A 23,110-nucleotide genomic window follows, 5' to 3' on the forward strand; every position below is an offset into this window, starting at 1 on the left:
GAAGACTGTCAGGCACGGCGGCCGAGCACCACGACGACGAGGGCCGGCACAGCCAGAACGAGCATGGCGGTGAGGATGATGCGTAGCGCCAGGTCCGGAATCAGCGTCCAGACCGCGACGACGGCCAGCAGCGTGACGACCACGATGCCGATCCGCTGCCGCCGGCTGCGGTGGTAGAGCCGGCCGTCCCGGCCGAAACGCGGCTTCAGGCCACGAAGAAAGGCACGACGGCGCTCCCGGCGCACGGTCCGGCGGGCCCGGACAGCCTTCTCCCGTTCGAGAACGGCGAGCCGCTCGGCCCGCCGTCTCGCGCGCTCCTTGCTCACAGGGTCGCGACCCAGTTGCCGAGCAGCCGGTAACCGGAGTCCGCCGACTTCTCCGGGTGGAACTGGGCGGCGCTCAGGGCGCCGGCCTCGACCACCGCGGCGAACGGCTGATCGTGCGAGGCGGTGGTCACCACGGCGCCCTTCAGAAGATCAAGATCCTGGGCGGCGTACGAGTGGACGAAGTAGAACCGGGCCTCCGCGTCGAGCCCGGCGAGAAGCCGTGACCCGGCGGGCACGTCCACCGTGTTCCACCCCATGTGCGGGATCCGCTCGGCCGACAGTTTCGTGACCGAGCCGGGCAGCAGGCCGAGACCCTTGGTCTCCACGCCGTGCTCCACCCCCGACTCGAACAGGATCTGCATGCCCACACAGATGCCGAGCACCGGTTTGCCGGACGCGACCCGCTCCGCGATCACGGGGCCGGCCCGCAGCGCCTCGATCCCGGCCATGCACGCCGCATACGCCCCGACGCCGGGCACCACGAGCCCGTCCGCCGCAGCGGCCGCCGCCAGATCGCTGGTCACCGTCACGTCCACCCCGGTACGGGCGACAGCCCGCTCCGCCGACCGCAGGTTTCCCGAGCCGTAGTCGAGGATGACGACACTCGTGGCCATCAGGCCTCCCCCGGCCACCAGGCGAACCCGCCCGCGGCCGCCAGCAGGGCGAGAACCGCGGTGAGCCCGACACTGAACCTCGTCGCATCCGATCTGACCAGCTGCACCACCCCGCCGACCAGGATGCCGGCCAGCGCGAACAGCACCAGGGAGATCACAGCACCCCCTTGGTCGACGGCAGCGCGCCGGCGTTGCGCGGGTCGATCTCGACGGCCTCACGCAGCGCCCGGGAGAACGCCTTGAACTGGGCCTCCACCACGTGGTGCGCGTCCGGGTGGCCGCCGGGACGGGCCGCGCGCAGCACGTCCACGTGCAGCGTCACCTTCGCCGCGTGGCCGAACGCCTCGAAGATGTGCCGGGTCATGCTCGTCGCGTAGACCGGCCCGATGTACGGCACGAGCAGCGGCTCGTCGTGCACCACATACGCCCGGCCGGACAGGTCCACGGCCGCCCGGACCAGCACCTCGTCCATCGGGATCGTCGCCGACCCGTACCGCCGGATGCCCCGCTTGTCGCCGAGCGCCTGCGCGAAGGCCTCGCCGAGCGCGATCGCGGTGTCCTCGATGGTGTGGTGCGAGTCGATCTCCAGGTCGCCCTCGGTGCGCACGGTGAGGTCGAACCCGCCGTGCTTGGCCAGCTGGTTGAGCATGTGATCGTAGAAGCCGACCCCGGTGTGCAGGTCGCCCTTGCCGGTCCCGTCGAGGTCGATCTCGACGAGCACCTTGGTCTCGTTGGTGACGCGGTCGATGCGCCCTACCCGGCTCACAGAATCTCCTCGGCGGCGTTCAGGAAAGCGGTGGTCTCGGATTCGGTGCCGGCGGTGACCCGCAGCCAGCCGGTCAGGCCGACATCGCGAATGAGGACGCCCCGGTCGAGGAACGCCTGCCAGGCGGCCCTCTGATCGTCACCGGTCGCGAAGAGCACGAAGTTGGCGTCGCTGTCGGCGACCCGCACCCCGCGGTCGCGCAGCACCGAGACGATCCGGTCCCGCTGCACCTTGATCTTCTCGACCGTGGCCAGCAGCGCCGCGCTCTGCGACACGGCGGCCCGGGCGGCGGCCTGGGTCAACGCCGACAGGTGGTACGGCAGGCGCACCAGCTGAACCGCGTCGACCACCGCCGGATCGGCCGCGAAGTAGCCCAGCCGCCCACCGGCGAACCCGAACGCCTTGCTCATCGTCCGGGTCACCACCAGACGCGGGTGGCCGGTCAGCAGCTCGATGGCGCTGCGGGTGCCGGTCCGGGCGTACTCGAAATAGGCCTCGTCGACCAGCACCATGCCGCGCGCCGCCCCGAGGACCGCGTCGATCACCGCGGGGTCGAGCGCCGTGCCGGTGGGATTGTTCGGCGAGCAGAGGAACACCAGATCCGGGTCGTGCCGGTGGATCTCGGCGACCGCCGCGTCGGCCCGCAGCCCGAAGTCGGGGTCACGCAGCGCGCCGATCCAGCGGGTCCCCGTCCCGGCCGCGAGCAGCGGGTGCATCGAGTAGGACGGCCCGAAGCCGAGCGCCGTACGCCCCGGGCCGCCGAACGCCTGGAGCAGCTGCTGCTGCACCTCGTTCGACCCGTTCGCCGCCCAGACGCTCGCGAAACCCAGCCCGTGACCGAGGTAGGACGCGAGGTCGGTGCGCAGGCCCACCGCGTCCCGGTCGGGGTAGCGGTTGAGATCGGCCAGCTCGGCGTCGAGGCGCTTGCGCATCTCCTCGATCACCGGTTGCGGGACCGCGAAGGCGTGCTCGTTCGTGTTCAGCCGGACCGCGACGTCGAGCTGCGGCGCGCCATACGGCGTCTGCCCGCGCAGATCGTCACGGATCGGCAGGTCGTCGACGGCCGTCACGAGAACCTCGCCGTCACCGCGTCACCGTGCGCCGGCAGGTCCTCGGCGTTGGCGAGCGCCACCACGTGCCCGGCGACGTCCCGCAGCGCCTCCTCGGTGTACTCCACGACGTGGATGCCCCGCAGGAACGACTGCACCGACAGCCCCGACGAGTGCCGGGCACAGCCGGCGGTCGGCAGCACGTGGTTGGACCCGGCCGCGTAGTCGCCCAGCGACACCGGCGCCCACGCCCCCACGAAGATCGCGCCGGCGTTGCGGACCCGCATGGCCCACTCCCGCGCGTCACGCGTCTGGATCTCCAGGTGCTCGGCCGCATACTCATCGACCACCCGCAGCCCCTGCTCCAGGTCGTCGACCAGCACCACACCGGACTGCTCGCCGGTCAGCGACGTGCGCACCCGCTCGGTGTGCCGGGTCGCGGCGACCTGCTTCTCCAGCTCCACCTCGACCGCGTCGGCCAGCTCCAGCGACGGGGTGACCAGGACCGAGGCGGCCAGCGGGTCGTGCTCGGCCTGGCTGATCAGGTCGGCGGCGACGTGCCGCGGGTCGGCGGTGTCGTCGGCCAGGATCGCGATCTCGGTCGGCCCGGCCTCGGCGTCGATCCCGACCCGGCCCTGCAGCAGCCGTTTCGCCGCGGTCACCCAGATGTTGCCCGGACCGGTGATCACGTCGACCGGCTCGCACCGGTCGCTCTCGTCGGCCCCGTCCGAGCCGTAGCCCAGCATCGCGATCGCCTGCGCGCCGCCGACGGCGTAGACCTCGGTCACCCCGAGCAGCGCACACGCGGCCAGCACCCGCGAATCCGGCAGGCCGCCGTTGGACGCCTGCGGCGGCGACGCCACCACCAGGCCCTCCACACCGGCCTCCTGGGCGGGCACCACATTCATCACCACGGTCGACGGGTAGACGGCCAGGCCGCCCGGCACGTAGAGCCCCACCCGGCGGACCGGGACCCAGCGCTCGGTCACCGTGCCACCGTCGACCACCTGCGTGGTCACGTCGGTGCGCCGCTGGTCGGCGTGCACCTTACGGGCCCGCTTGATCACCTCGAGCAGGGCGGCGCGCACGTCGGGCTCGAGCGCCGTCTCGGCCGCGGCGATCGCCTCGGCAGGCACCCGCAGGCGCTCCAGGGTGACGCCGTCGAACCGCTCGGTCGCCTCCCGGATCGCGCTGAAGCCATGCTCATGGACCGCCTCGACGACCGGACGAATACTCTCGACGGCCACGGAGACGTCGAGCTGGGCACGGGGCAGCAGTCCGCGCGGGTCCCGGCGGGAGCCGCGCAGGTCGATCCGATTCAGCACCCGGCCAGTCTATGCGGCCCCGCGACCGGGTTTCCGCAGCGACCGGCCGGGCCCAGGCGTTGAGACGTCAGCGCGGCCGGTCAGCCGGGGAATCCGGACGTCAGCGGCTCCACCATCGCCGCTTCGACACCGGAACGGACGCCGGCGCCGTGACGAACGGCAGGTCGGCGATGAGATAGACGACACCCCCGAGCACGTTGCCCGGCGCCGGGGTGGGCACGTCGCCGGGCAGGCACACGTCCGCCTCGAAACCGGCCGTCCGGACCCGGGCCACCGAGAACTCCCCGCCGGTGGCCTCGACGGTGCGGCGGCCGGCGGCCAGGACGACACCGTTGAGCTGCGCGACCGGGTCGCCGTTCTCCTGGTCGAACGTCCCGTACGAGATGAACGACTCGGCGCCCATCCGCGGCGGCCACGACCAGCCGTTCTCCACGAAATGCGCGGGCGGCTCGGAGTCACCGCCGTCCCCGCCGCTGAGCAGGCTGGCGTCGGAGGCTGCGAACGCCTCCTCATCGGCGTGCACCGTGACCCCCACACCGAGCGCCACGATGGAGGCCCGGCCCGCGGCCGGCACCCCGCCGGCCGGCAGCAGGCGCAGCTGCTCGGCGGCCGCGGCCAGCATGGTGACCTGCTCACCGTCGTCGTCGACCACGTCCGCGACGACCATCTCGTCACTGACCCGGCGCACCTCGGTCAGGTTCGCACCGGGCGCCCCGGCGAACGACGGCAGCAGCTCCAGCAGCCGGCCGTCCCGGAGACCGAACACCAGCCGTACCCCCGACGGGTCGGTCCACCGCCGCACGGCGATCCCGCCGGACTCGCCGATCAGCTCGGCCGCCGGCAGGATTCGCTGCAACAACGCGTTCAGCCCGTCCCGGTCGAGTGACCCGAGTCCCAGGCAGTCGAAGTTCGATGGCACCGGGGAAAGATATCGATCATGACCGCTCCGAGCGACTGAATAACCGATGCCCGGCCACCTCGGCGGGTTGACCATGGTCTGCGGGCGACTAGGCTGAGAGCGTGAGCGATCGGCTGCCGGTCTTCCCGCTGAGCACGGTGCTCTTTCCCGGCCTGGTGCTGCCCCTGCACATCTTCGAGGAGCGTTACCGCGCTCTCGTGCGTGAGCTGGTGGCCAAGTCCGAGGGGACACCGCATGAGTTCGGCGTGGTCACCCTCAGGCACGGCAGTGAGGTCGCGCCCGACCCCGGGGAGGACGGCGCCGCCCCCGCGCCCCTCGTCGCCGCCGCCGACCTCTACGAGGTGGGCTGCACCGCTGAGCTGCGACATGTCACCGAGCTGCCGGACGGCCGCTTCGACATCATGACCGTCGGCCGCCGCCGTTTCAGCGTGCTCAGCATCGAGCAGGGCGCCGAGCCGTACCTGACGGCCAACGTCCAATGGCTCCCCGAGGACGACGAGCCCAGCCCCGCGGCCCAGTTGCTGGCCCCGCGCGTGCTGACCGCGTTCCGCACCTATCTGGAGCTGCTGCGCCCCAACAGCGAGGTCCTCGAGCAGGTGCCCGACGACCCGACCGTCCTGTCCCACCTGATCGCCGCGACCGCCCAGCTCACCGTCGAGGAACGCCAGATGCTCCTGGCCACCCCCGACACCGCCGGCCGCCTCCGCTCCGAACTGCGCATCCTCACCCGCGAGGCGGGCCTGCTGGCCCGGGTCAGAGCGGTGCCGGTCCCGCTGTCCGATCTGGCGCGCCCGGCCAGCCCGAATTAAGAACCCCTGTTCGGTACGGTCCGCCCCTCCCCGACCGCACATTCCCAGCCCCGGCCCTACCCCGCGACGCCCGAAGCCGCTCCAGACCCCAACGCGCCCACCGGGCCGAATGCGGCCCGAAGCGGAACGGCTCGAGAGCACTACGCCATCAACGGCAAGCGGCGCTGACCTCGATGCCGCCATCGCTCAGGCGTGGTGGCGTGGCCCCTCATGTGGCTGACCGGAACCGGTGGGCGGTCCGCCCACCGATTTCTCCTCTGACCGTTCGGGAGCCACGGCCTCGCTGGTCGGCGCTGACGGTGGTGCGTAAGGCGAAAGCGCATCCGCGGACGGAGTAGCGGGCCCACCCGGTGCACCGTTGGACGAGGGCTCACCGCCCGACGCCCGGTAGGTCTCACCGCCCGGCCCAAAGGCGCCCGGCGCGCCGTAAGACTCACCGCCGGAGGGGCCGGTGCCCGGCGCGCCGTAGGGTGGCTGGTCGCCGGGGTAAGGCGGGTAGCCGTGATTGGGGCCGTAACCCGGCTGCGCGCCGGGATGGTCGAGGTCCGGATCGTTGGACCAGCCGGCCAGCAGGGTCAGCACGATGGCCGCGATGAAGGCCGGCACCAGTTTCGGCCCGAGCGACTGCACTTCCGGCGGCGCGAGGTAGGTGGCGCCCTGGGCCGCCGCCGTGCGCCACTGGTCGTAGGCGTCTCGGCCGAGCATCTCCCCGACGGCGGGGGCCACCCAGCGGCCGGCCGCGAAGGCGCCGCCGACGACGCCTAGCAGCAGGAACGGCCCCCGGTCGCGGCGTAGCGCCAGCCACGCGACGACGGTCACGATCAGCCCGAACCCCAGGCCCAGCAGGGTGAACCAGCCGTCGGCCGCAATGTACTGCTCGGGGGACGGGTCGGTGACGACGATCGAGCCGTCGCCGAGCTTGATCACCGGAACGGCCGGCGCCAGCTTGCCCCAGAGCAGCCCGAGGAGCGCGCCCAGTGCGGCGACGGCCGCCGCCACACCGAAGCCGACAGCGAGGGACCGGTCCCGCCGCCGGGGCCGGCCGGGCAGCTGGAACCACTGCCGCCAGTCCGCCCGCGGCGGCCCGTCGAAAGCCGGCCTCTCGAAGGCCGCCCCCTCATGGGCCGCCCCGTCGAGAGGCTGCGCCGGCTGTTCACTCGGGTACGCCACCCTGCGATCCTTCCAGATCGTCCGGGACCGTCAGGCCACGGCCGACGGGCCGAGGATCATCTTCAGGTCGGCGCGCAGGGCGGGAGTCGCCGCGACCCGGACCCCGCCGAGCCGCATGACCGTGGTCCGGCTGCCGTTCTGCAGATGAACGTGCACCTCGGTGTCGCCGGGGTGGCTCACCAGGATCTCCTTGAGCTCGTCGACGAGCGGTGGCGTACACCTGGTGATCGGCATGGTGAGGGTGACCGGCTTGTTGTCCGGGTTGTGCGAGATGTCAGGGATGGACATGTCCATCGCCATGATCCGGGCCTGGTCGTCACGCCGGTCGATGCGGCCCTTGACGACCACGATCGCGTCCTCCGCGATGTACTGCCCGACCAGCTCGTACGTGTTCGGGAAGAAGAGCGCCTCGACCCCGCCGGCCAGGTCCTCCAGGGTGGCCGACGCCCACGACCGGCCCTGCTTGGTGATCCTCCGCTGGACGCCGGTGAGGATGCCGGCGAGCGTGACGACCTGGCCGTCCGGGACGGAGCCGTCCTCGTTGAGCGCCGCGATGCTGGTGTCCGCCGCGTTGGCGAGCATCATCTCCAGCCCGGCGAGCGGGTGGTCGGAGACGTACAGGCCGAGCATCTCCCGCTCGAAGGCCAGCTTGTCGCGCTTGTCCCACTCGCTGTCGCCGATCGGGGGCATGCTCACCGCGGCCGATCCACCGGCGGTGTCACCGAACGCCCCGAACAGGTCGAACTGCCCGGCCGCCTCGTTGCGTTTGACATCCGCATACGCATCGATGGCCTCGGCGTGCACGGCGAGCAGGCCCTTGCGGCTGTGCCCCATCGAGTCGAACGCGCCCGCCTTGATCAGCGACTCGATCGTCCTCTTGTTGCACACCACCGCGTCGACCTTCGACAGGAAGTCGTAGAAGTCGGCGTACTCGGATTTCTCCTTGCGGCACCGGACGATCGCCTCGACCACGTTGGCGCCGACGTTGCGGACCGCGCCGAGACCGAACCGGATGTCCTTGCCGACCGGGGTGAACGGCCCGGACGACTGGTTCACGTCGGGCGGCAGCACCTGGATGCCCATGCGGCGGCACTCCGCCAGATACATGGCCATCTTGTCCTTGTCGTCGCCGACGCTGGTGAGCAGGCCGGCCATGTACTCGGCCGGGTAGTGCGCCTTCAGATACGCCGTCCAGAAGGAGACCAGACCGTACGCCGCGGAGTGCGCCTTGTTGAACGCGTAGCCGGCGAACGGCACCAGCACGTCCCACACCGCCTGGATGGCCTCGTCGGAGTAGCCGTGCTCGCGGCAGCCGTCCCGGAACGGGATGAACTCCTTGTCGAGGATCTCCTTCTTCTTCTTACCCATGGCGCGGCGCAGCAGGTCGGCCTGGCCGAGGCTGTAGCCGGCGAGGATCTGTGCGGCGCGCTGCACCTGCTCCTGATAGACGATCAGGCCGTAGGTGGGCTCGAGGATCTCGCGCAGCGGCTCCTCCAGCTCCGGGTGGATCGGGGTGATCTCCTGGAGCTTGTTCTTGCGGAGCGCGTAGTTGGTGTGCGAGTCGACACCCATCGGGCCGGGACGGTAGAGCGCCAGGACGGCGGAGATGTCCTCGAAGTTGTCCGGTTTCATCAGGCGCAGCAGCGAGCGCATCGGCCCGCCGTCGAGCTGGAACACGCCCAGGGTGTCGCCGCGGGCCAGCAACTCGTACGCCTTCGGATCGTCGAGCGGCAGGGCGAGCAGATCGAGTTTCTGACCGTGGTTGAGCTCGACGTTGCGGTTGGCGTCATCGAGGATGGTCAGGTTTCGCAGGCCGAGGAAGTCCATCTTCAGCAGGCCGAGCGTCTCGCAGGTCGGATAGTCGAACTGCGTGATGATCACGCCGTCGCTGGCCCGGCGCATGAGCGGGATGTGGTCGATGATCGGCTCGGCGCTCATGATCACGCCGGCGGCGTGCACACCGGTCTGCCGGATCAGCCCCTCGATGCCGCGGGCGGTGTCGATCACCTTCTTGACGTCCGGGTCGGTCTCGTAGAGGCCGCGGACCTCGCCGGCCTCGTTGTACCGCTTGTCGTCCTTGTTGAAGATGCCGCCGAGGGTGATGCCCTTGCCCATGACGTCCGGCGGCATCGCCTTGGTGATCTTGTCGCCGACCGCGAACGGATACCCCAGGACGCGGGCCGAGTCCTTGATCGCAGCCTTGGCTTTGATCGTGCCGAAGGTGGCGATCTGCGCGACCTTGTCGTCGCCCCATTTCTCGGTGACGTAGCGGATCACCTCGGCCCGGCGCCGGTCGTCGAAGTCGATGTCGACATCGGGCATCGAGACGCGCTCGGGGTTGAGGAACCGCTCGAAGATCAGGCCGTGCGGCAGCGGGTCGAGGTCGGTGATGCCCATGGCGTACGCGATGAGCGAGCCCGCCGCCGAGCCACGGCCCGGGCCCACCGCGATGCCGTTGTTCTTCGCCCACTGGATGAAGTCGGCGACCACGAGGAAGTACGCCGGGAAGCCCATCGAGATGATGACGCCCAGCTCGTAGTCGGCCTGCTTGACGTGGGTCTCCGGGATGCCGTCCGGGAAGCGCCGGCGCAGGCCCTCGAAGGCCACGTGCCGGAAGTACTCCTCCTCGGTGAACCCGTCCGGGATCGGGAACCGGGGCATGAGGTTCTTGAAGGTGAACATCCCCTCGGTGTCCACCTTCTCCGCGACCAGCAGCGTGTTGCGGCAGCCGTCCTGCCACGCCTCCGACGAGTCGACGGCGCGCATCTGGTCGGCCGATTTCACGAAGTAGCCGGAGCCGTCGAACCGGAACCGGTTGGGGTCGGCCACGTTGCTGCCGGTCTGCACGCACAGCAGCACGTCGTGCGCCGCGGACTGCTCCTCGTGCACGTAGTGCGAGTCGTTGGTGACCAGCGGCGGGATGCCCAGCTTCTTGCCGATCTCCAGCAGGCCGTCGCGGACCCGCTTCTCGATCGACAGGCCGTGGTCCATGATCTCCAGGAAGTAGTGCTCCTTGCCGAGCGCCTCCTGATACATCGCCGCGGACTTCAGCGCCTCGTCGAAGTGCCCCAGCCGCAGCCGGGTCTGCACGATGCCGGACGGGCAGCCGGTGGTGCCCATGATGCCCTCGGCGTGCTCCGCGATGATGTCGAAGTCCATCCGCGGGTACTTGCCGAGCTGGCCCTCGATGGAGGCCCGCGAGTTGAGCCGGAACAGGTTCTTCAGGCCGACCGCGTTACGCGCCCACATGGTCATGTGCGTATACGCACCGTTACCGGAGACGTCGTCTGATTTCTGCTCGGGACGGCCCCACTTGATGCGCTTCTTGTCCAGGCGGGACTCCGGCGCCACATACGCCTCGACCCCGATGACCGGGATCACGCCGGCGTCTTTGGCCTGCTTGTAGAAGTCGTAAGCCCCGTGCATGTTGCCGTGGTCGGTGATCGCCGCGGCCGGCATGCCGAGCCGTTTCGCCTCCGCGAGTAGTTCCTTGACCCGGGCCGCCCCGTCGAGCATTGAATACTCTGTGTGCACATGCAGGTGCACAAACGAGTCAGACACCCGGAACCCCCTCTTCCGCGAACGGTGCCGTGAAGCCTAGCCCCGGCGTACGACAGAACCTACTCCGCGAAGGGCTCCAACATCACCGACGCCGCGCGCAGCCACGCCTGCCGGGTCTCCTGCTGGAGGTCGCCGTACTCGATGGAGGAGCCGACCTCGAGAGCCGGGTCGTACGGCACCACGGCGACCGCCCTGGTCCGGGTCGCGAAGTGCCGTTTGAAGTCCTCCAGGAGCGGCAGATGCCCCGGCGACGGGCACGAGATGAGCGTCACGGCGTTGGCCACCATGTCGCCCTGCCCGCCCTCCTCCAGGACGTCGAGCATCCAGTCGGCGGTGAAGGCGGCGTCCTCCCGGGGCACCGTGGTGATCACCAGCTGGTCGGCCGACCGCATGACGGTCTGCCAGTTGACGCTCTCCACGTTGTTGCCGGTGTCGACGCAGATCACGTCGTGGGTACGGCGGAGCAGATCCATCACGCGGCGCACCGTGCCCTGGTCGAGCCGCTGGGCGAAGCGTGGGTTCTCCTCGCCGGCGAGCACGTCGTAGGACCCGTCGGAGGCGTGCCGCAGGTAGGCGTCGAGTTCCTGGAGCAGGGCGTCGCCGTGCAGGCTCTCGATCCGCATCAGGTCGGCCAGCAGGTGCTTGATGGTCCGCGCGTGCCGCGCGCTGCCGGCCCGCAGGCCCAGGGTGCCGCGCAGCTCGTTGTCGTCCCAGGCGAGGACGCCACGCCCGCGGACGCTGCCGATGGTGGCCGCGGCCAGCACGGTGGCGGTGGTCTTGTGCACGCCGCCCTTGGGGTTGGCGAACGCCAGCACCCGGGGCTTGCCCAGCTTGCGTCGCATGACCGCGACGGCACGGTCCATGCCGTCCTCGGAGCGGGTCTGCCGCCACTCGATCCGGGCCGCGCCGGGCGCCGGGGAGACGGGCGCGGCGGCCCGGCCGGGCGCCGGCTGCGGGGTGGGCTGCTGGGGCGCGGGCGGCTGCGGGGCGGGCGGCTGCTGGGGCGGCGCGGGCGCCGGCGGGTACGCCTGCTGAGGCGCATACGCCTGGGAGGGCTGCGGGTAGCCGTTGGGGGCCGGCGGGGCATACCCGTTGGCCGGATAGGCGGAGCCGTAGTCGCGTGTGGGCTGCGGCCTCGGCGACGGCTCGAAGAAGCTGTGCTGCTGCTCCGGCTCCCGGCGGCCCTGCCATCGCGGGTCGAGCGGGTTGACCGGGCGCTGCGGGACGGCCGGGCGCGGTGGCTCCGCCGGCGGCTGGCGCTGCTCATACCCACCGGCCTGCCGCGGGTCGAGCGGATTGACCGGGCGGCCCACCGGCGCGGCGCCGCGGGTCGGCAGCTGCTGACCCCATTGCTGCTGCTGTTGCTGCTGCTGCGGGGGCGTCTCCGGCTGCTTGGGCGCCTCCTCCGGCTCCTCGCTGCGGCCGGCATGCCGGGCACGGTCGAGCAGCGCCCGCCAGCGCGGGGCTGGTTCCGCAGGCCGGCCCCAGCCGGTCTCGGTCCCGTCCACGGCTCGTCCTTTCTGCGCCTACCCGGCATCTTTCACGGCGATGGTCTCGCTCGCCCCTGACAGGCTACGGATGAGACCCTATTCGGGCCACCGACCGACCGCCCATCCCCCGGTCGTTCTTGATCACATGCTGCCGGACCGGTCGTGCACGAGCCTCCACCCGGACGTTGCGGGGATGAAAAACCTAACGGCCGGAATCCCCGCTGGACGCCCCAGGCGACACTCCCGCACCGTCATGAGCTGGACTCGCGTCCGCTGCCGAGGGTACGGCACCCAACCCGTCGGAAGGGAATACGGCAGGCGAGGGCGTCCCGCCTGAATTGTCGGGTGAGGCGGATGTCACATCAGCCTCGATCGACGACGGTAACGGTGCCGGTGGCGTCGAGGCAACGCTCACCACCGGGGATGGCACGGCCGACGAATCCGGTGCCACCACGTCCACCTCCTCCGGCAGCGGCGGGCGGAACTCGGTACGGTCCAGTTGCCGCACCTCCGGCGCCGGATCCACCACCCGCACCCAGGGCCGGGCCGAGATCCCGTCGAGCACCGCCGGCGTGGCACGCACCACCGCGGCGAAGACGCACTCGCAGCCCTCCCGGTACGCCGCCGCCTCCTGAGCCGCCAGCCGGGCCGCGCTCGCATACGCCGTCCGCAGCCGCGTCTCGGTCCGCCCGTCCCCGCTCAGCTCCGCACCCAGCCGCTGGTAATCGGCCTGCTCCCGGTCGCGGGCCCGGGCCGCCCCGGCCATCCCCGCGGTCACGTCCGCCGGCAGCTCGACCACCGGGATCCGGAGCACCGGGGTGCGCGCGTCCTCCATGGGGACTCGGGTGTACACCTCGGCCACCTGGGCGCCGGCGAGCATCCCGGGCAACTCGCCGGGCGCCGCGTACCGGTTGAAGGCGACCAGCGCCCACGTGTCGGTGACCGGCCCCGGCGCGTCCCTGAGACGGGCCAGTTCGTCCCGCGACGACCGGAGATAGCCGCTGACCGACTGGCCCTCCACGACACCCACCCGGAGCATATCGCCGGGCTCCTCGCCGGCCGGCGCCTCACGATGGGCGAGAAAGACCACGACGACCAGTGCGCCGATAGCGGCCAGCGCCACTCCGGTCATGATCTGCAACCGGAGCGCCGCGGCCCCGAACCCGACGAGGACCGCCCGCATACGGGTCGCGGGGCCCACGTTCACTCCCGACGGTCAGCCGGCGTCCTGGAGGACGTCCAGCGCGTGTTTCAGGTCGTCAGGGTAGTCGCTGACGAACCGCACCTCTTCATACGTTCGGGGGTGTACGAACGCCAGCTCCCGGGCGTGCAGCCACTGCCGCTCCAGTTTGAGCCGGGCCGCCAGCGTCGGGTCCGCCCCGTACGCCGTGTCGCCCACACACGGGTGCCGCATGGCTGACATGTGCACCCGGATCTGGTGCGTCCGCCCCGTCTCCAGCCGCACGTCCACCAGGCTGGCCGACCGGAACGCCTCGATCGTGTCGTAGTGGGTCACGCTCGGCTTCCCACCGGACATGACAGCGAACTTCCAGTCGGCGGTCGGATGCCTGTCGATCGGCGCGTCGATGGTGCCCCGCAGCGGATCCAGGTGCCCCTGGACCACGGCGTGGTACCGCTTCTCCACCTCACGCTCCTTGAAGGCCCGCTTCAGCATCGTGTACGCCTGCTCGCTCTTGGCCACCACCATCAGCCCGGTGGTGCCCACGTCGAGCCGGTGCACGACACCCTGCCGCTCGGCCGCGCCGCTGGTGGCCACGTTCTGCCCCATCGCGGCGAGCCCGCCGATCACGGTCGGCCCGGTCCAGCCGGGGCTGGGGTGCGCGGCGACGCCGACCGGCTTGTCGACCACCACGATGTCGTCGTCGCTGTAGATGATGCCGAGGCCGTGCACCGGCTCGGCCACCACGGCGGGCGGCGCGGCCGGCGACGGGAGGGTGACCTCCAGCCAGGAGCCGGCCGCCACCTTCTCCGACTTGAGCCGGGCCACGCCGTCGACGAGCGCGTCGCCGGACTCGACCAGGGTGGCCGCCGCCGTCCGGGACAGCCCGAAAAGCCGGGACACGGCCTGGTCGAGCCGCATCCCGTCGAGCCCGTCCGGCACCGGCAGGGAACGCTGCCCGCTCACGCTGTCTCCTCCTTGGCCGCCTCGGCGGCCGCCGTCTTCTTCTCGTTGACCAGGCGTGTGCCGTCACGCTGCCGGCCGGTCAGCTCCAGCAGCACGGCCAGGCAGACCCCGACGGTGAGGCAACTGTCGGCGATGTTGAAGACCGCGAACTTCTCCGCGTACGGCGCGAAGAGGCTGATCATGTCGACGACGTGGCCCTGGAACGGGCCGGGCGCACGGAACAGCCGGTCGCCCAGGTTGCCGAGCGCTCCGCCCAGCACCAGGCCGAGGGAGACCGCCCAGGGCACCGACCGCAGCCGGGTCGCGAGCCACCCGATCACGCCGACCACCACCAGCGTGATCACCGGGAAGATCCAGGTGTAGTCGCTGCCGAGGCTGAACGCGGCTCCGCCGTTGCGCATCAGCGACAGATAGATCAGGCCACCGAGGATGCGGACCGGCTCACCGGGGTCCAGGTTCTCGGTGGAGAGGTGCTTGACCCACTGGTCGACCGCCACGGCGATGACCGCGGTGGCGGCCAGGACGGCCACCGCACGGGGCCTGAACCGTGGGCCGGCCTGTTCGTCGGCGTTCAGCGTCGTTCCTCCAACTGCTTACAGGAAACACAGAGCGTGGCGGAGGGGAACGCAGCCAGCCGTTCGACCGGGATCTGGGTGCCGCACCGCTCGCACCAACCGTAGTTGCCCGACCCGAGCCGATCGATCGCGCGTTCGACCTGTGTGATCCGCTCGAGCAGGGTGTTGGCCAGCGTGATCTCCTGCTCGCGCTCGAACGTCTTGGTCCCGGTGTCGGCCTGGTCGTCCCCGGCCGAGTCGGCCAGCCGCTCGCGCTGCAGCTCGGTGATCTCGCTGAGCGACTGATCGTACTCGGCCTGCAGCTCATCAAGCCGCGCGACCAGCGCCTGCCGGATCCGTTCGGTCTCCGCCTCGTCCCGGACCCGCTCCGCGGCCACACTGTTGGATCCGGACCGGGTCTCCGTTGCCTTGGCCATCGTCGCTCCCTCGGCCGCCTGTCCGGCGGCGATCAGCGGTCTACGAAAACGGGCGGCCATGTGCCGGGCCGCCCTCTCCCTGGTCTGTCCTGCACAAACGGCGCGGCCGACGGTCGCGCACGGGCGGGGAGTGGCAAGGATACGGAACGTGAACTACCACGACAACCCGCCATCACCGCCAGATCCGACATAACCCCAGGAAGCACCCAGTCAGCTGCCGGATTACCGACGATACACCCCACGTGACCTTGTGATCACTATCCGTTGTCACGAAGGTCCACGAGTCGGCCTGCCCACGAATCCGGCGGCGCAGTGACGGTGAACACCTTGTCCCGGCTGGTGGCGCCGAGCCGCAGCGACACCTCACCCGGCCGCACCCCCAGCGCGCCGGCCAGGGCCTTTCGCACCGCCTCGGTCGCCTTGCCGTCGACAGCGGGCGCGCCCACCGCGACGATCAGCGCCGGGCCGTGCGGCCCGTCGTAACAGCCGCCCACCCTGGTACGCCCGGCGCCCGGCCGCACCCGGACCGGCACCGAGACCCCGGCCGGCCGCGAACTCAACGCTGGTTGGCCACGGCCGCGACGAGCCGGTCCACCGGACGACACAGCCCGCACGGGCTGAAACCGAGCTCGACCGCCTCGTTCACCGGCAGCGCCTCGGTCAGCCGGCCGACCAGGTGCGGGCAGTCGGCCATGTGATATCGCGGGCGCCCATCGACCACCAGCACCTCGGTGTCGAACCGCGCGATCAGCACGGCGTCGGCCGGCCGCACCGACTGCGGCAGCGGCTCGTCGTCCGGATCGTCGTCGTCCGGCTCGGCGAACTCGTCGGCCTGATCCACCGTCTCGGCAGCCGCCGGCCGCCAGGCGTGCTCGCCGGACCCGTCGGCGGGCACGCCGGAATCGACCGCGGAGTCGGAATCGACGTCATCTGCGGGGGGCTGCCGCCGGTCACCCAGACGGGTCGCCGTGTCCCGCGCGCCGGCGGCCCGTGCCGCGTCCGCCTCGAGATCCACATCGACCGGGGCGGGCTCCGCATACCGGATCGCGTCGTCCGCGGCGGGAGCCGGATCCTCGGTGAAGGCCGGCGGCGGCTCCCGGCGAGCGGGCCGGGCGGCCGGCGCCTCCGCGCGCTTGGCCGCGGCCTGACGGGTGCCGATGACCAGGGCGACCGCGGCCAGCAGACTGACCACGATCGAGGTTATGAGCAGACTGCTGGAGCCGTTGACCAGGCCCAGCGCGAGAAACAGAACCGCGACGGGGATGAGCAGGAGACTAGCAACGATCATGGCTCATCCTCGTCGCGGTGCGGTGGGCTGCGGTCAGCGGCCCGATTCGATGGAGTTGGTACGGCCACCGCTGTAGGAGCTGGCCAGACCCGCGGCGGCGAGACCACCGGAGCCACCGATGGCACGACCGGAGTCGGCGCGGGTCAGCTCGGCCTCGAGGCCCTGGCCACGGCCGTCCAGGTCACGCAGCTGGCTCTCCAGGTACGCCTTCAGGCGCGTGCGGTACTCCCGCTCGAACTGCTTCAGCTCCTCGATGTGCTTCTGCAGCGCGGTCCGCTTCGCGTCCAGGCCGCCCATGGCCTCCTGGTGGCGCTGACGGGCGTCACGCTCGAGGGCGTCGGCCTTGGCCCGCGCCTCACGGGTGACCTCCTCCGCCTTGGAACGGGCGTCGGAGAGAAGCTTGTCGGCCTCACGGCGCGCGTCGGCGACATGGTCGTCGGCGGTGCGCTGGGCCATCATGAGCACGCGCAGAGCCTGCTGCTCACCATCCGCGCCACCGGCGGGAGCGCCGGGACCGGGGCCCTGGGCACGGACCTGGTCCAGCTCGGCCTGCATCTGACGGGCCGCCTGCTCGGCCGCCGTCTTGTCCCGCTGCACACGGTCCAGCTGTGCTTTCAGGTCGTTGAGCTCGGCCGCCAGACGTGGATCGGCGCCCGGGCCGGCCGGAGCGCCACCCCGCCCGCCGCGCTCCACCTGGGCACGCAGCTCGTTGTTCTCCTCGATCAGACGGGCAAGCTCGCGCTCCACCTCGTCAAGGAAGGCGTCGACCTCCTCCTCGTCATACCCCCGCTTGCCGATCGGGGGCTTCTTGAAGGCGACGTTGTGCACGTCGGCCGGGGTCAGCGGCATCGAAACTCCTCGGGTCAGTCGCGGCCGCGGTTGGGGCTGCTGTCTAGCTGTATTTCGAAATCAAATTTGCGAGTACCACGTTCATGAGCACGAACAGGATAACCAGCAGCACGATGGAAGCCAGGTCCAAACTCACGTTACCAATGCGCAGCGGTGGGATCACACGCCTCAACGCCCTGAGGGGTGGATCCGTGACGCTCCACACGGCTTCGAGTCCTGCCGACGCGCCTCTGCTCGGTTGCCAGCGCCGTCCGTACTGGAGAACGGCACTCAGCACGAACCTGGCCAGCAGCACCATCATGAAGAGGTACAGCAATACGTAGAGGATCTGGAGCACGATCGACAGCACGTCAGGTGGATCCCTCGTTCGGGTCAATCAAAGCCGGATCTGGCGTCACCCGCCGGGGCAGGATCGACGGGCGGCAGCCCAGAGCTGATCAGCCCTGGGCGAAGAAGCCGCCCTCTGCGATCTTTGCCTTGTCCTCCGCGGTGACCTGGACATTCGCGGGAGACAGCAGGAAGACCCGGTTGGTGACGCGCTCGATCGTACCCCGCAGGCCGAAAGCGAGCCCGGCGGCGAAGTCCACCAGGCGCCTCGCATCCGACTCGTCCATCTCGGTGAGGTTGATGATCACCGGCACCCCGTCACGGAAATGCTCGCCGATCGTGCGCGCCTCCCGGTACGTCGTGGGGTGCAGCGTGGTGATCTGATACCGCTGCTCCTCCTCGACCGGACGCTGGTGCACCGGCTGCGGGTGGGCCACCGGCTGCGGCTTGAGCGCCAGATTCTCCCGAGTGGAGTAGGTCAGCGACGAGGACTGCTCCGGCGCCGGAGCCGGCCGGGTGATGGAGCGCACGCTCGCCCGATCGAGGCGCTCGCTCTCCTCCCGGTCCCGATCCCGGTCGAGGTCACGGTCCTGCCGCGCGGTGGAGACCCGCTCGCGCTCACGGCGCTCGGTGCGCGCCCGGGGAACCGAGCGCTCCTCCTCGTCCTCGTCCGCGAACTCGTCGTCCGACGAGTAGCGGTCGCTGGAGTAGCGGTCACGGTCGCGATCCCGGTCACGGTCGCGCGAGCGGTAGGAGCTCTCCCGGTAGCCGCGGTCGTCATACCCGCGGTCGTCGTCCTCCTCGACGAGGCCGAGCCAGACGCCCGCCTTGCGAAACGCGCCTCCGCTCATGCCACCTCTCCCTGCCGAGAGTCCATGCCCCCACCCTCCGTCCGCTGTTGCGGCCCGCGCCCCCTCGGCGTGCCGCGTCCCCCCTTACGAGCCGGAACGAGTCCTGATCGGACCCACGACCCGCTGCGACGCCGCGCCGCCCAACGCGAGAACCGTGGCGGTTCGTCGCGTTGAACAACACCTGTGTAGTTTGCTGCCCGCCGCAAGGCTACCGCAGCGAGTTTCGCATCCCGAGTAAAGAAGTACCGATCCGTACGTGTGTCGCCCCATACCGGACGGCGGCCTCCAGATCACCACTCATGCCCGCCGAGACGACCGTCGCGCCGGGATACCGAGAGGCCATCTGACCTGCGATTACGGCCAGACGAGCGAAGGCTTCGCCGGGCTCCTCGCCCAGCGGCGCCACCGCCATCAGGCCGGCCAGCCGCAGACCCTCCGATGAGGTCACCGCGTCGGATACCCGCCAGAGATCATCTCCGAACACGCCCCCGCGTGCCGGATCACCGTCCAGACTGACCTGGACCAGCGCCTCCACCGGGTTCTCGCGGCCGGCGGCGGCCCGGCCCAGCGCCTCGGCCAGGCGCACCGAGTCCACCGATTCGACCACATCGGCGTACCCCAGAACGGATTTGACCTTGTTGCGCTGCAATTGACCGACGAAGTGCCAGCGCGGCCGCGCGCCCCCCGCGCGTACCGCCTCGGCCTTGATCGAAGCCTCTTGATCACGATTCTCGGCCACGTCGGTGACACCGAGCCCGGCGAGCAACAGGACGTCGCTCGCCGGGTAGGTCTTCGTCACCGCGGTCAGGGTGACCGCGTCCGGCGGCCTTCCGGCCGCCGCGCAGGCGAGAGCGATCCGCTCCCGCACCCGTTCGAGATTGGCGGCGAGCTCAGCGCGCCGTCCGGCGTCGGTCAAGGTTCAACCTTCTTGAGGGGTACGGGAGAGGAGTCACGAAACGGCGCAAGAGGCCGTGTCAGGAACCGTTCTTCAGGAAGTCCGGCACGTCCACGTCGTCGAAGAGCACCCGGCTGGTGCGCGGCGACGGCGTGCTGGGCGGCGGCGGGGTGACTGGCGGCGCCGGCGGCAGCGAGCTCCCGGTCGACGGGGCCGGCACCTTGCGAGCCGGCTCGGACGGCTTGTAGGCGGGCGCGCCCGCGTCGAAGCCGGCCGCGATCACGGTGACCCGCACCTCGTCGCCGAGAGCGTCGTCGATGACCGCGCCGAAGATGATGTTCGCGTCCGGGTGGGCCGCATCGGTCACCAGCTGCGCCGCGTCGTTGATCTCGAAGAGGCCGAGGTCCGAGCCGCCGGCGATGGAGAGCAGCACGCCGCGGGCGCCGTCCATGCTCTGCTCCAGCAGTGGGCTGGAGATCGCCTTCTCGGCGGCCTCGACCGCGCGGTTGTCGCCACGGGCGCTGCCGATGCCCATCAGGGCGCTGCCGGCGTTGCTCATGACGCTCTTCACGTCGGCGAAGTCCAGGTTGATCAGACCCGGCGTGGTGATCAGGTCGGTGATGCCCTGCACGCCGGAGAGCAGCACCTGGTCGGCCTGACGGAACGCGTCCATCATACTGATGCCGCGGTCGCCGAGCGCGAGCAGCCGGTCGTTCGGGATCACGATCAGCGTGTCGCACTGGTTGCGCAGCTCGTCGATGCCGGCCTCGGCCTGCACCTGGCGGCGCTTGCCCTCGAAGTTGAACGGGCGGGTGACCACGCCGATCGTGAGGGCGCCCAGCTTACGGGCGATGTTGGCGACCACGGGCGCGCCACCGGTGCCGGTGCCGCCGCCCTCGCCGCACGTCACGAAGACCATGTCGGCGCCCTTGAGCACCTCTTCGATCTCGTCGCGGTGGTCCTCGGCGGCGTTCTTGCCGACCTCGGGCTGCGCGCCGGCCCCCAGGCCACGCGTCAGCTCCCGGCCGACGTCCAGTTTGACGTCGGCGTCGCTCATCAACAGCGCCTGCGCATCGGTGTTGATCGCGATGAACTCCACACCCTTGAGCCCAACTTCGATCATGCGGTTGACGGCGTTCACGCCACCACCGCCGATGCCGACGACCTTGATGACCGCAAGATAGTTGTGCGGAGGTGTCATCGGGCTCAGCCATCCCTTCCGGGGTTGGCGGACGTCGACGGCCCCTGCGGTCCCGGGAACCGCACTTCGACATCCGCTGCCGTACAAAGGAAGGCGAGGTAACCCTCACCCTCTACTAGAGGTTCAGAGTTATGTCAACCACTCGAACCTCTCGACGCAACGTATGCGGACATGCCGCCTCATCCAAAGACCCGGGGCGGCGTGTCGCGAGCGCGTAGGAGGTGAGTATCCGACTCACCCGTAACCTTGAACCTTTTATTGCGTTCATCACGCTTTGTCCGAATGACCGGATGGCTATCGTATGGTCACCACTTTCACGGCGCTCACGTCGATCTCGTCGCCGTCCTGCTTCAGCAGCACCGTGGCGACGGTGCTCTTGCGCTCGCTCTTGGTGTCGTCACCCCAGATCACGACGCGGCCCTTGCGGAGCTCCAGCCGGATCTGCACCGGCGACGGCACCGAGATGGCCACCAACTGCTCGCGCAGCTCGTCGCTCAGCGCGGCCAGCACGGTCAGCGCCGACCCGGTGTTCTCGTCACCGGCGCCCGGGGTGCTCAGCCGCGCCAGCGGCAGGCCCTTCGGCGCGGCGGGCACCGCACGGAACGGCACCCCCTCGTCGTCGATCAGCACGAACTGACCGTCACGCGCCGGCACCGCCGCCACCGCCGTCCGCTCCACCACCTCGATCACCACGGCCGACGGCCAGCTACGGCTCACCACCACCCGGTCCACCGGCGGCAGTTTGCGGACCCGGTCGCCCACCTCGTCCAGATCGACCCGGGCCAGCGGCAGCTCCGGCTCCACCGCGGCGGCGGTCCGCACCTGCTCCGGCGTGAGGATCTGGGCGCCGACCACCCGGACCTCACGCACGCCGAGCACCGGCGTGCCGTACACCAGCCAGACCAGGCCGCCGACGGCCAGCAGCGCGCCGGCGCCGATCAGCCAGGGCAGCGCGGCGCGCAGCCGCCGCTGCCGGGCCCGCGCCATGAAGCGCCGGGCCGACGGCGGCACCGCGTCCGTGTCGGCCCGGACCAGCCGCCAGTTGCGCGAGCCCCCGCCGGCCATCGTCGTTACCCGGCCAGGTCCGGCCGGTGGTCGGCCTCGGCCAGCGCGGCGAGCAGCTCGTCGCCCATCAGCGAGATCGGCGGGGCGCCCATGGTCACCACCACGTCGCCGGGACGGCTGCGCCGCACCACCTCGGCCGGCACGTCCTCCCAGTCCGGGACGAAGACCTTGCGCTCGTCGGGCAGGTCGATCGCCGTGGTCAGCGCGCGGCCGCCCTCACCGGGGCCGCGGGTCTCGCCCGGCCCGAAGACCTCCATGCAGATCACCTCGTCGGCGACCGCGAGGCCGTCGGCCAGCTCCGCCTCCAGGTCACGCGTGCGGTACACCCGATACGGCTGGAAGACCACCAGCAGGCGGCCGTCCCCGGCCACCTCACGCAGCGTGCGCAGCGCCGCCTTCACCGAGGTCGGGTGGTACGCGTACTCGTCGTACACCCGCACACCGGCTGCGATGCCCTTGCGCTCGAACCGGCGGCGCACCCCCGGGAACGACTCCAGGGCCTCGGTCACCTTGGTGAGCCCGATGCCCAGCTTGAGCGCGGTCAGCACGGTCGCCGCGCTGTTCAGCCCCATGTGTGTGCCGGGCAGGGCCAGCTTGAACTCGCCGAGCGGCTCGCCGTGCAGCTCGGCCCGGTAGCGCACGCCGCTCACCGAGGAGGTGACGTCGAAGATCCGCAGATCCGCGCCGGCCGACTCGCCGTACGTGTAGACGGTCTTGCCCTGGGCCTTGAGCCCCGCGATCAGCTCCTCGGTGCCCGGACCGTCGGCGCAGGTCACCACGAACCCGTCGGCCAGCCCGCCGAACTCCAGGAACCCGGCTTTCAGCGTCTCCAGGTCGCCCCAGTTGTTGAGGTGGTCGCCCTCGATGTTGGTGATGATCGCGACGTGCGGCCGGTAGATCAGGAACGTCCGGTCGTGCTCGTCGGCCTCGGCCACGAAGTGCGGGCCGGTGCCGTGATGACCGTTCGACCCGGCCGCCGACATCTCGCCGCCGATCACGAAGGACGGGTCCTGCCCGGCGTGCTGCAGGATCACCGTCATGATCGACGTGGTGGTGGTCTTGCCGTGGGTCCCGGCGACCGCGATGGTCTGCCGGTCGGTCATCGCGGCGGCCAACGCCTCGGAACGGTGCAGCACCCGCAGCCCGCGGCGGCGCGCCTCCACCATCTCCACGTGGTCCTGCGGGATCGCGGTCGAGTAGACGACCGTGTCCACGCCGTCGAGGTTGGACGGCTCGTGGGCCATGTGCACCGTGCCGCCGAGAGCCCGCAGAGCGGCCAGCGCCGGCCACTCCCGCAGCTCACTGCCGGAGACCGGCACGCCGCGGGTCAGCAGCAACCGGGCCAGGCCGGCCATGCCGACCCCGCCGATGCCGATCAGATGCACGCTGCCCAGGTCCTCGGCGGTCATCTCGCCGGCCGGCGTCAGCTCCGCCGTGTTCACAGTGTCACTCCCTCAGTCCTCATCAG

Annotated in this window: 24 protein-coding genes; 1 reads left to right on the plus strand and 23 read right to left on the minus strand. The window is 70.8% G+C overall.

Going from position 1 to position 23,110, the window contains the following annotated elements; translation table 11 throughout:
* Window positions 1–8 precede the first annotated feature (8 nt).
* The 7 genes from BM290_RS05360 to BM290_RS05385 all read right to left on the minus strand — a co-directional run bounded on the left by BM290_RS05360 (window position 9) and on the right by BM290_RS05385 (window position 4,999).
* The gene (locus BM290_RS05360; protein WP_093610579.1) at window positions 9–326 is read right to left on the minus strand and encodes a hypothetical protein; all 318 of its coding nucleotides are present in this window, start codon (window positions 324–326) and stop codon (window positions 9–11) included.
* Window positions 323–940 (minus strand): imidazole glycerol phosphate synthase subunit HisH, encoded by a 618-nt coding sequence (gene hisH / locus BM290_RS05365; protein WP_093610581.1) that lies wholly within the window; start codon window positions 938–940, stop codon window positions 323–325. Before hisH ends, BM290_RS05360 begins: the two co-directional genes overlap by 4 nt.
* Window positions 940–1,098: a hypothetical protein gene (locus BM290_RS48105; protein ID WP_177319585.1), complete on the minus strand. Its 159-nt coding sequence runs from the start codon at window positions 1,096–1,098 to the stop codon at window positions 940–942. The genes hisH and BM290_RS48105 overlap by 1 nt, the downstream gene beginning before the upstream one ends.
* On the minus strand, window positions 1,095–1,706 hold the full coding sequence (hisB, locus tag BM290_RS05370; protein WP_093610583.1) for an imidazoleglycerol-phosphate dehydratase HisB: 612 nt from the start codon (window positions 1,704–1,706) through the stop codon (window positions 1,095–1,097). Before hisB ends, BM290_RS48105 begins: the two co-directional genes overlap by 4 nt.
* Window positions 1,703–2,776: a histidinol-phosphate transaminase gene (locus BM290_RS05375; RefSeq protein WP_093610585.1), complete on the minus strand. Its 1,074-nt coding sequence runs from the start codon at window positions 2,774–2,776 to the stop codon at window positions 1,703–1,705. The genes hisB and BM290_RS05375 overlap by 4 nt, the downstream gene beginning before the upstream one ends.
* Complete coding sequence (gene hisD / locus BM290_RS05380; RefSeq protein WP_093610587.1) at window positions 2,773–4,080, minus strand: histidinol dehydrogenase; 1,308 nt, start codon at window positions 4,078–4,080, stop codon at window positions 2,773–2,775. Before hisD ends, BM290_RS05375 begins: the two co-directional genes overlap by 4 nt.
* A gap of 100 nt (window positions 4,081–4,180) precedes the next feature.
* Complete coding sequence (locus tag BM290_RS05385; protein WP_093610589.1) at window positions 4,181–4,999, minus strand: hypothetical protein; 819 nt, start codon at window positions 4,997–4,999, stop codon at window positions 4,181–4,183.
* A 101-nt stretch (window positions 5,000–5,100) separates the two neighbouring features.
* On the opposite strand from BM290_RS05385, the gene BM290_RS05390 reads away from it, so the two are divergent.
* The gene (locus tag BM290_RS05390) at window positions 5,101–5,808 is read left to right on the plus strand and encodes an LON peptidase substrate-binding domain-containing protein (protein WP_093610591.1); all 708 of its coding nucleotides are present in this window, start codon (window positions 5,101–5,103) and stop codon (window positions 5,806–5,808) included.
* A gap of 186 nt (window positions 5,809–5,994) precedes the next feature.
* Here the strand turns inward: BM290_RS05390 and BM290_RS48110 are convergent, their stop codons facing one another.
* The 16 genes from BM290_RS48110 to murC form a co-directional block, all read right to left on the minus strand.
* A complete protein-coding gene (locus tag BM290_RS48110) occupies window positions 5,995–6,978 on the minus strand; it encodes a DUF2567 domain-containing protein (protein WP_177319586.1) in 984 nt (327 codons plus the stop codon).
* A 30-nt stretch (window positions 6,979–7,008) separates the two neighbouring features.
* Window positions 7,009–10,539 (minus strand): DNA polymerase III subunit alpha, encoded by a 3,531-nt coding sequence (gene dnaE, locus BM290_RS05400; RefSeq protein WP_093610593.1) that lies wholly within the window; start codon window positions 10,537–10,539, stop codon window positions 7,009–7,011.
* A gap of 59 nt (window positions 10,540–10,598) precedes the next feature.
* Window positions 10,599–12,047, minus strand: coding sequence for a MinD/ParA family ATP-binding protein (locus tag BM290_RS05405; RefSeq protein WP_093610595.1), 1,449 nt, complete (start codon window positions 12,045–12,047; stop codon window positions 10,599–10,601).
* A 184-nt stretch (window positions 12,048–12,231) separates the two neighbouring features.
* Window positions 12,232–13,230 carry a RodZ family helix-turn-helix domain-containing protein gene (locus BM290_RS05410; RefSeq protein ID WP_093611221.1) on the minus strand — a complete coding sequence of 333 codons (999 nt, stop codon included), beginning with the start codon at window positions 13,228–13,230 and terminating at the stop codon, window positions 12,232–12,234.
* Between the two features lie 15 nt (window positions 13,231–13,245).
* Window positions 13,246–14,130 (minus strand): RluA family pseudouridine synthase, encoded by an 885-nt coding sequence (locus tag BM290_RS05415; protein ID WP_239143399.1) that lies wholly within the window; start codon window positions 14,128–14,130, stop codon window positions 13,246–13,248.
* 41 nt (window positions 14,131–14,171) lie between these two features.
* The gene (gene lspA, locus BM290_RS05420; RefSeq protein ID WP_093610599.1) at window positions 14,172–14,750 is read right to left on the minus strand and encodes a signal peptidase II; all 579 of its coding nucleotides are present in this window, start codon (window positions 14,748–14,750) and stop codon (window positions 14,172–14,174) included.
* Window positions 14,747–15,166 carry a TraR/DksA family transcriptional regulator gene (locus BM290_RS05425; RefSeq protein WP_093610601.1) on the minus strand — a complete coding sequence of 140 codons (420 nt, stop codon included), beginning with the start codon at window positions 15,164–15,166 and terminating at the stop codon, window positions 14,747–14,749. Before BM290_RS05425 ends, lspA begins: the two co-directional genes overlap by 4 nt.
* A 257-nt stretch (window positions 15,167–15,423) precedes the next feature.
* A complete protein-coding gene (locus BM290_RS05430; RefSeq protein ID WP_093610603.1) occupies window positions 15,424–15,726 on the minus strand; it encodes a DUF167 domain-containing protein in 303 nt (100 codons plus the stop codon).
* Window positions 15,723–16,454, minus strand: a complete 732-nt coding sequence (locus BM290_RS05435; protein ID WP_093610605.1) for a hypothetical protein — start codon at window positions 16,452–16,454, stop codon at window positions 15,723–15,725. The genes BM290_RS05430 and BM290_RS05435 overlap by 4 nt, the downstream gene beginning before the upstream one ends.
* Before the next feature lie 33 nt (window positions 16,455–16,487).
* Entirely contained in the window at window positions 16,488–17,303 is an 816-nt protein-coding gene (locus BM290_RS05440; protein WP_093610607.1) for a DivIVA domain-containing protein, read from the minus strand.
* Window positions 17,304–17,346: 43 nt separating this feature from the next.
* Entirely contained in the window at window positions 17,347–17,652 is a 306-nt protein-coding gene (locus BM290_RS05445; RefSeq protein ID WP_093610609.1) for a YggT family protein, read from the minus strand.
* Window positions 17,653–17,740: 88 nt separating this feature from the next.
* Window positions 17,741–18,481 (minus strand): cell division protein SepF, encoded by a 741-nt coding sequence (locus BM290_RS05450; protein WP_093610611.1) that lies wholly within the window; start codon window positions 18,479–18,481, stop codon window positions 17,741–17,743.
* Between the two features lie 208 nt (window positions 18,482–18,689).
* A complete protein-coding gene (locus BM290_RS05455; RefSeq protein ID WP_093610613.1) occupies window positions 18,690–19,397 on the minus strand; it encodes a YggS family pyridoxal phosphate-dependent enzyme in 708 nt (235 codons plus the stop codon).
* A 58-nt stretch (window positions 19,398–19,455) separates the two neighbouring features.
* Window positions 19,456–20,577 (minus strand): cell division protein FtsZ, encoded by a 1,122-nt coding sequence (gene ftsZ / locus BM290_RS05460; RefSeq protein WP_093610615.1) that lies wholly within the window; start codon window positions 20,575–20,577, stop codon window positions 19,456–19,458.
* A gap of 294 nt (window positions 20,578–20,871) precedes the next feature.
* Complete coding sequence (locus BM290_RS05465; RefSeq protein ID WP_093610617.1) at window positions 20,872–21,642, minus strand: cell division protein FtsQ/DivIB; 771 nt, start codon at window positions 21,640–21,642, stop codon at window positions 20,872–20,874.
* A 5-nt stretch (window positions 21,643–21,647) separates the two neighbouring features.
* Window positions 21,648–23,084, minus strand: coding sequence for a UDP-N-acetylmuramate--L-alanine ligase (gene murC / locus BM290_RS05470; RefSeq protein WP_093610619.1), 1,437 nt, complete (start codon window positions 23,082–23,084; stop codon window positions 21,648–21,650).
* Window positions 23,085–23,110: the final 26 nt, after the last annotated feature.

The sequence above is a fragment of the Actinoplanes philippinensis genome (genome assembly GCF_900113015.1).
In the GTDB taxonomy this organism is placed as follows: Bacteria; Actinomycetota; Actinomycetes; order Mycobacteriales; family Micromonosporaceae; genus Actinoplanes; species Actinoplanes philippinensis.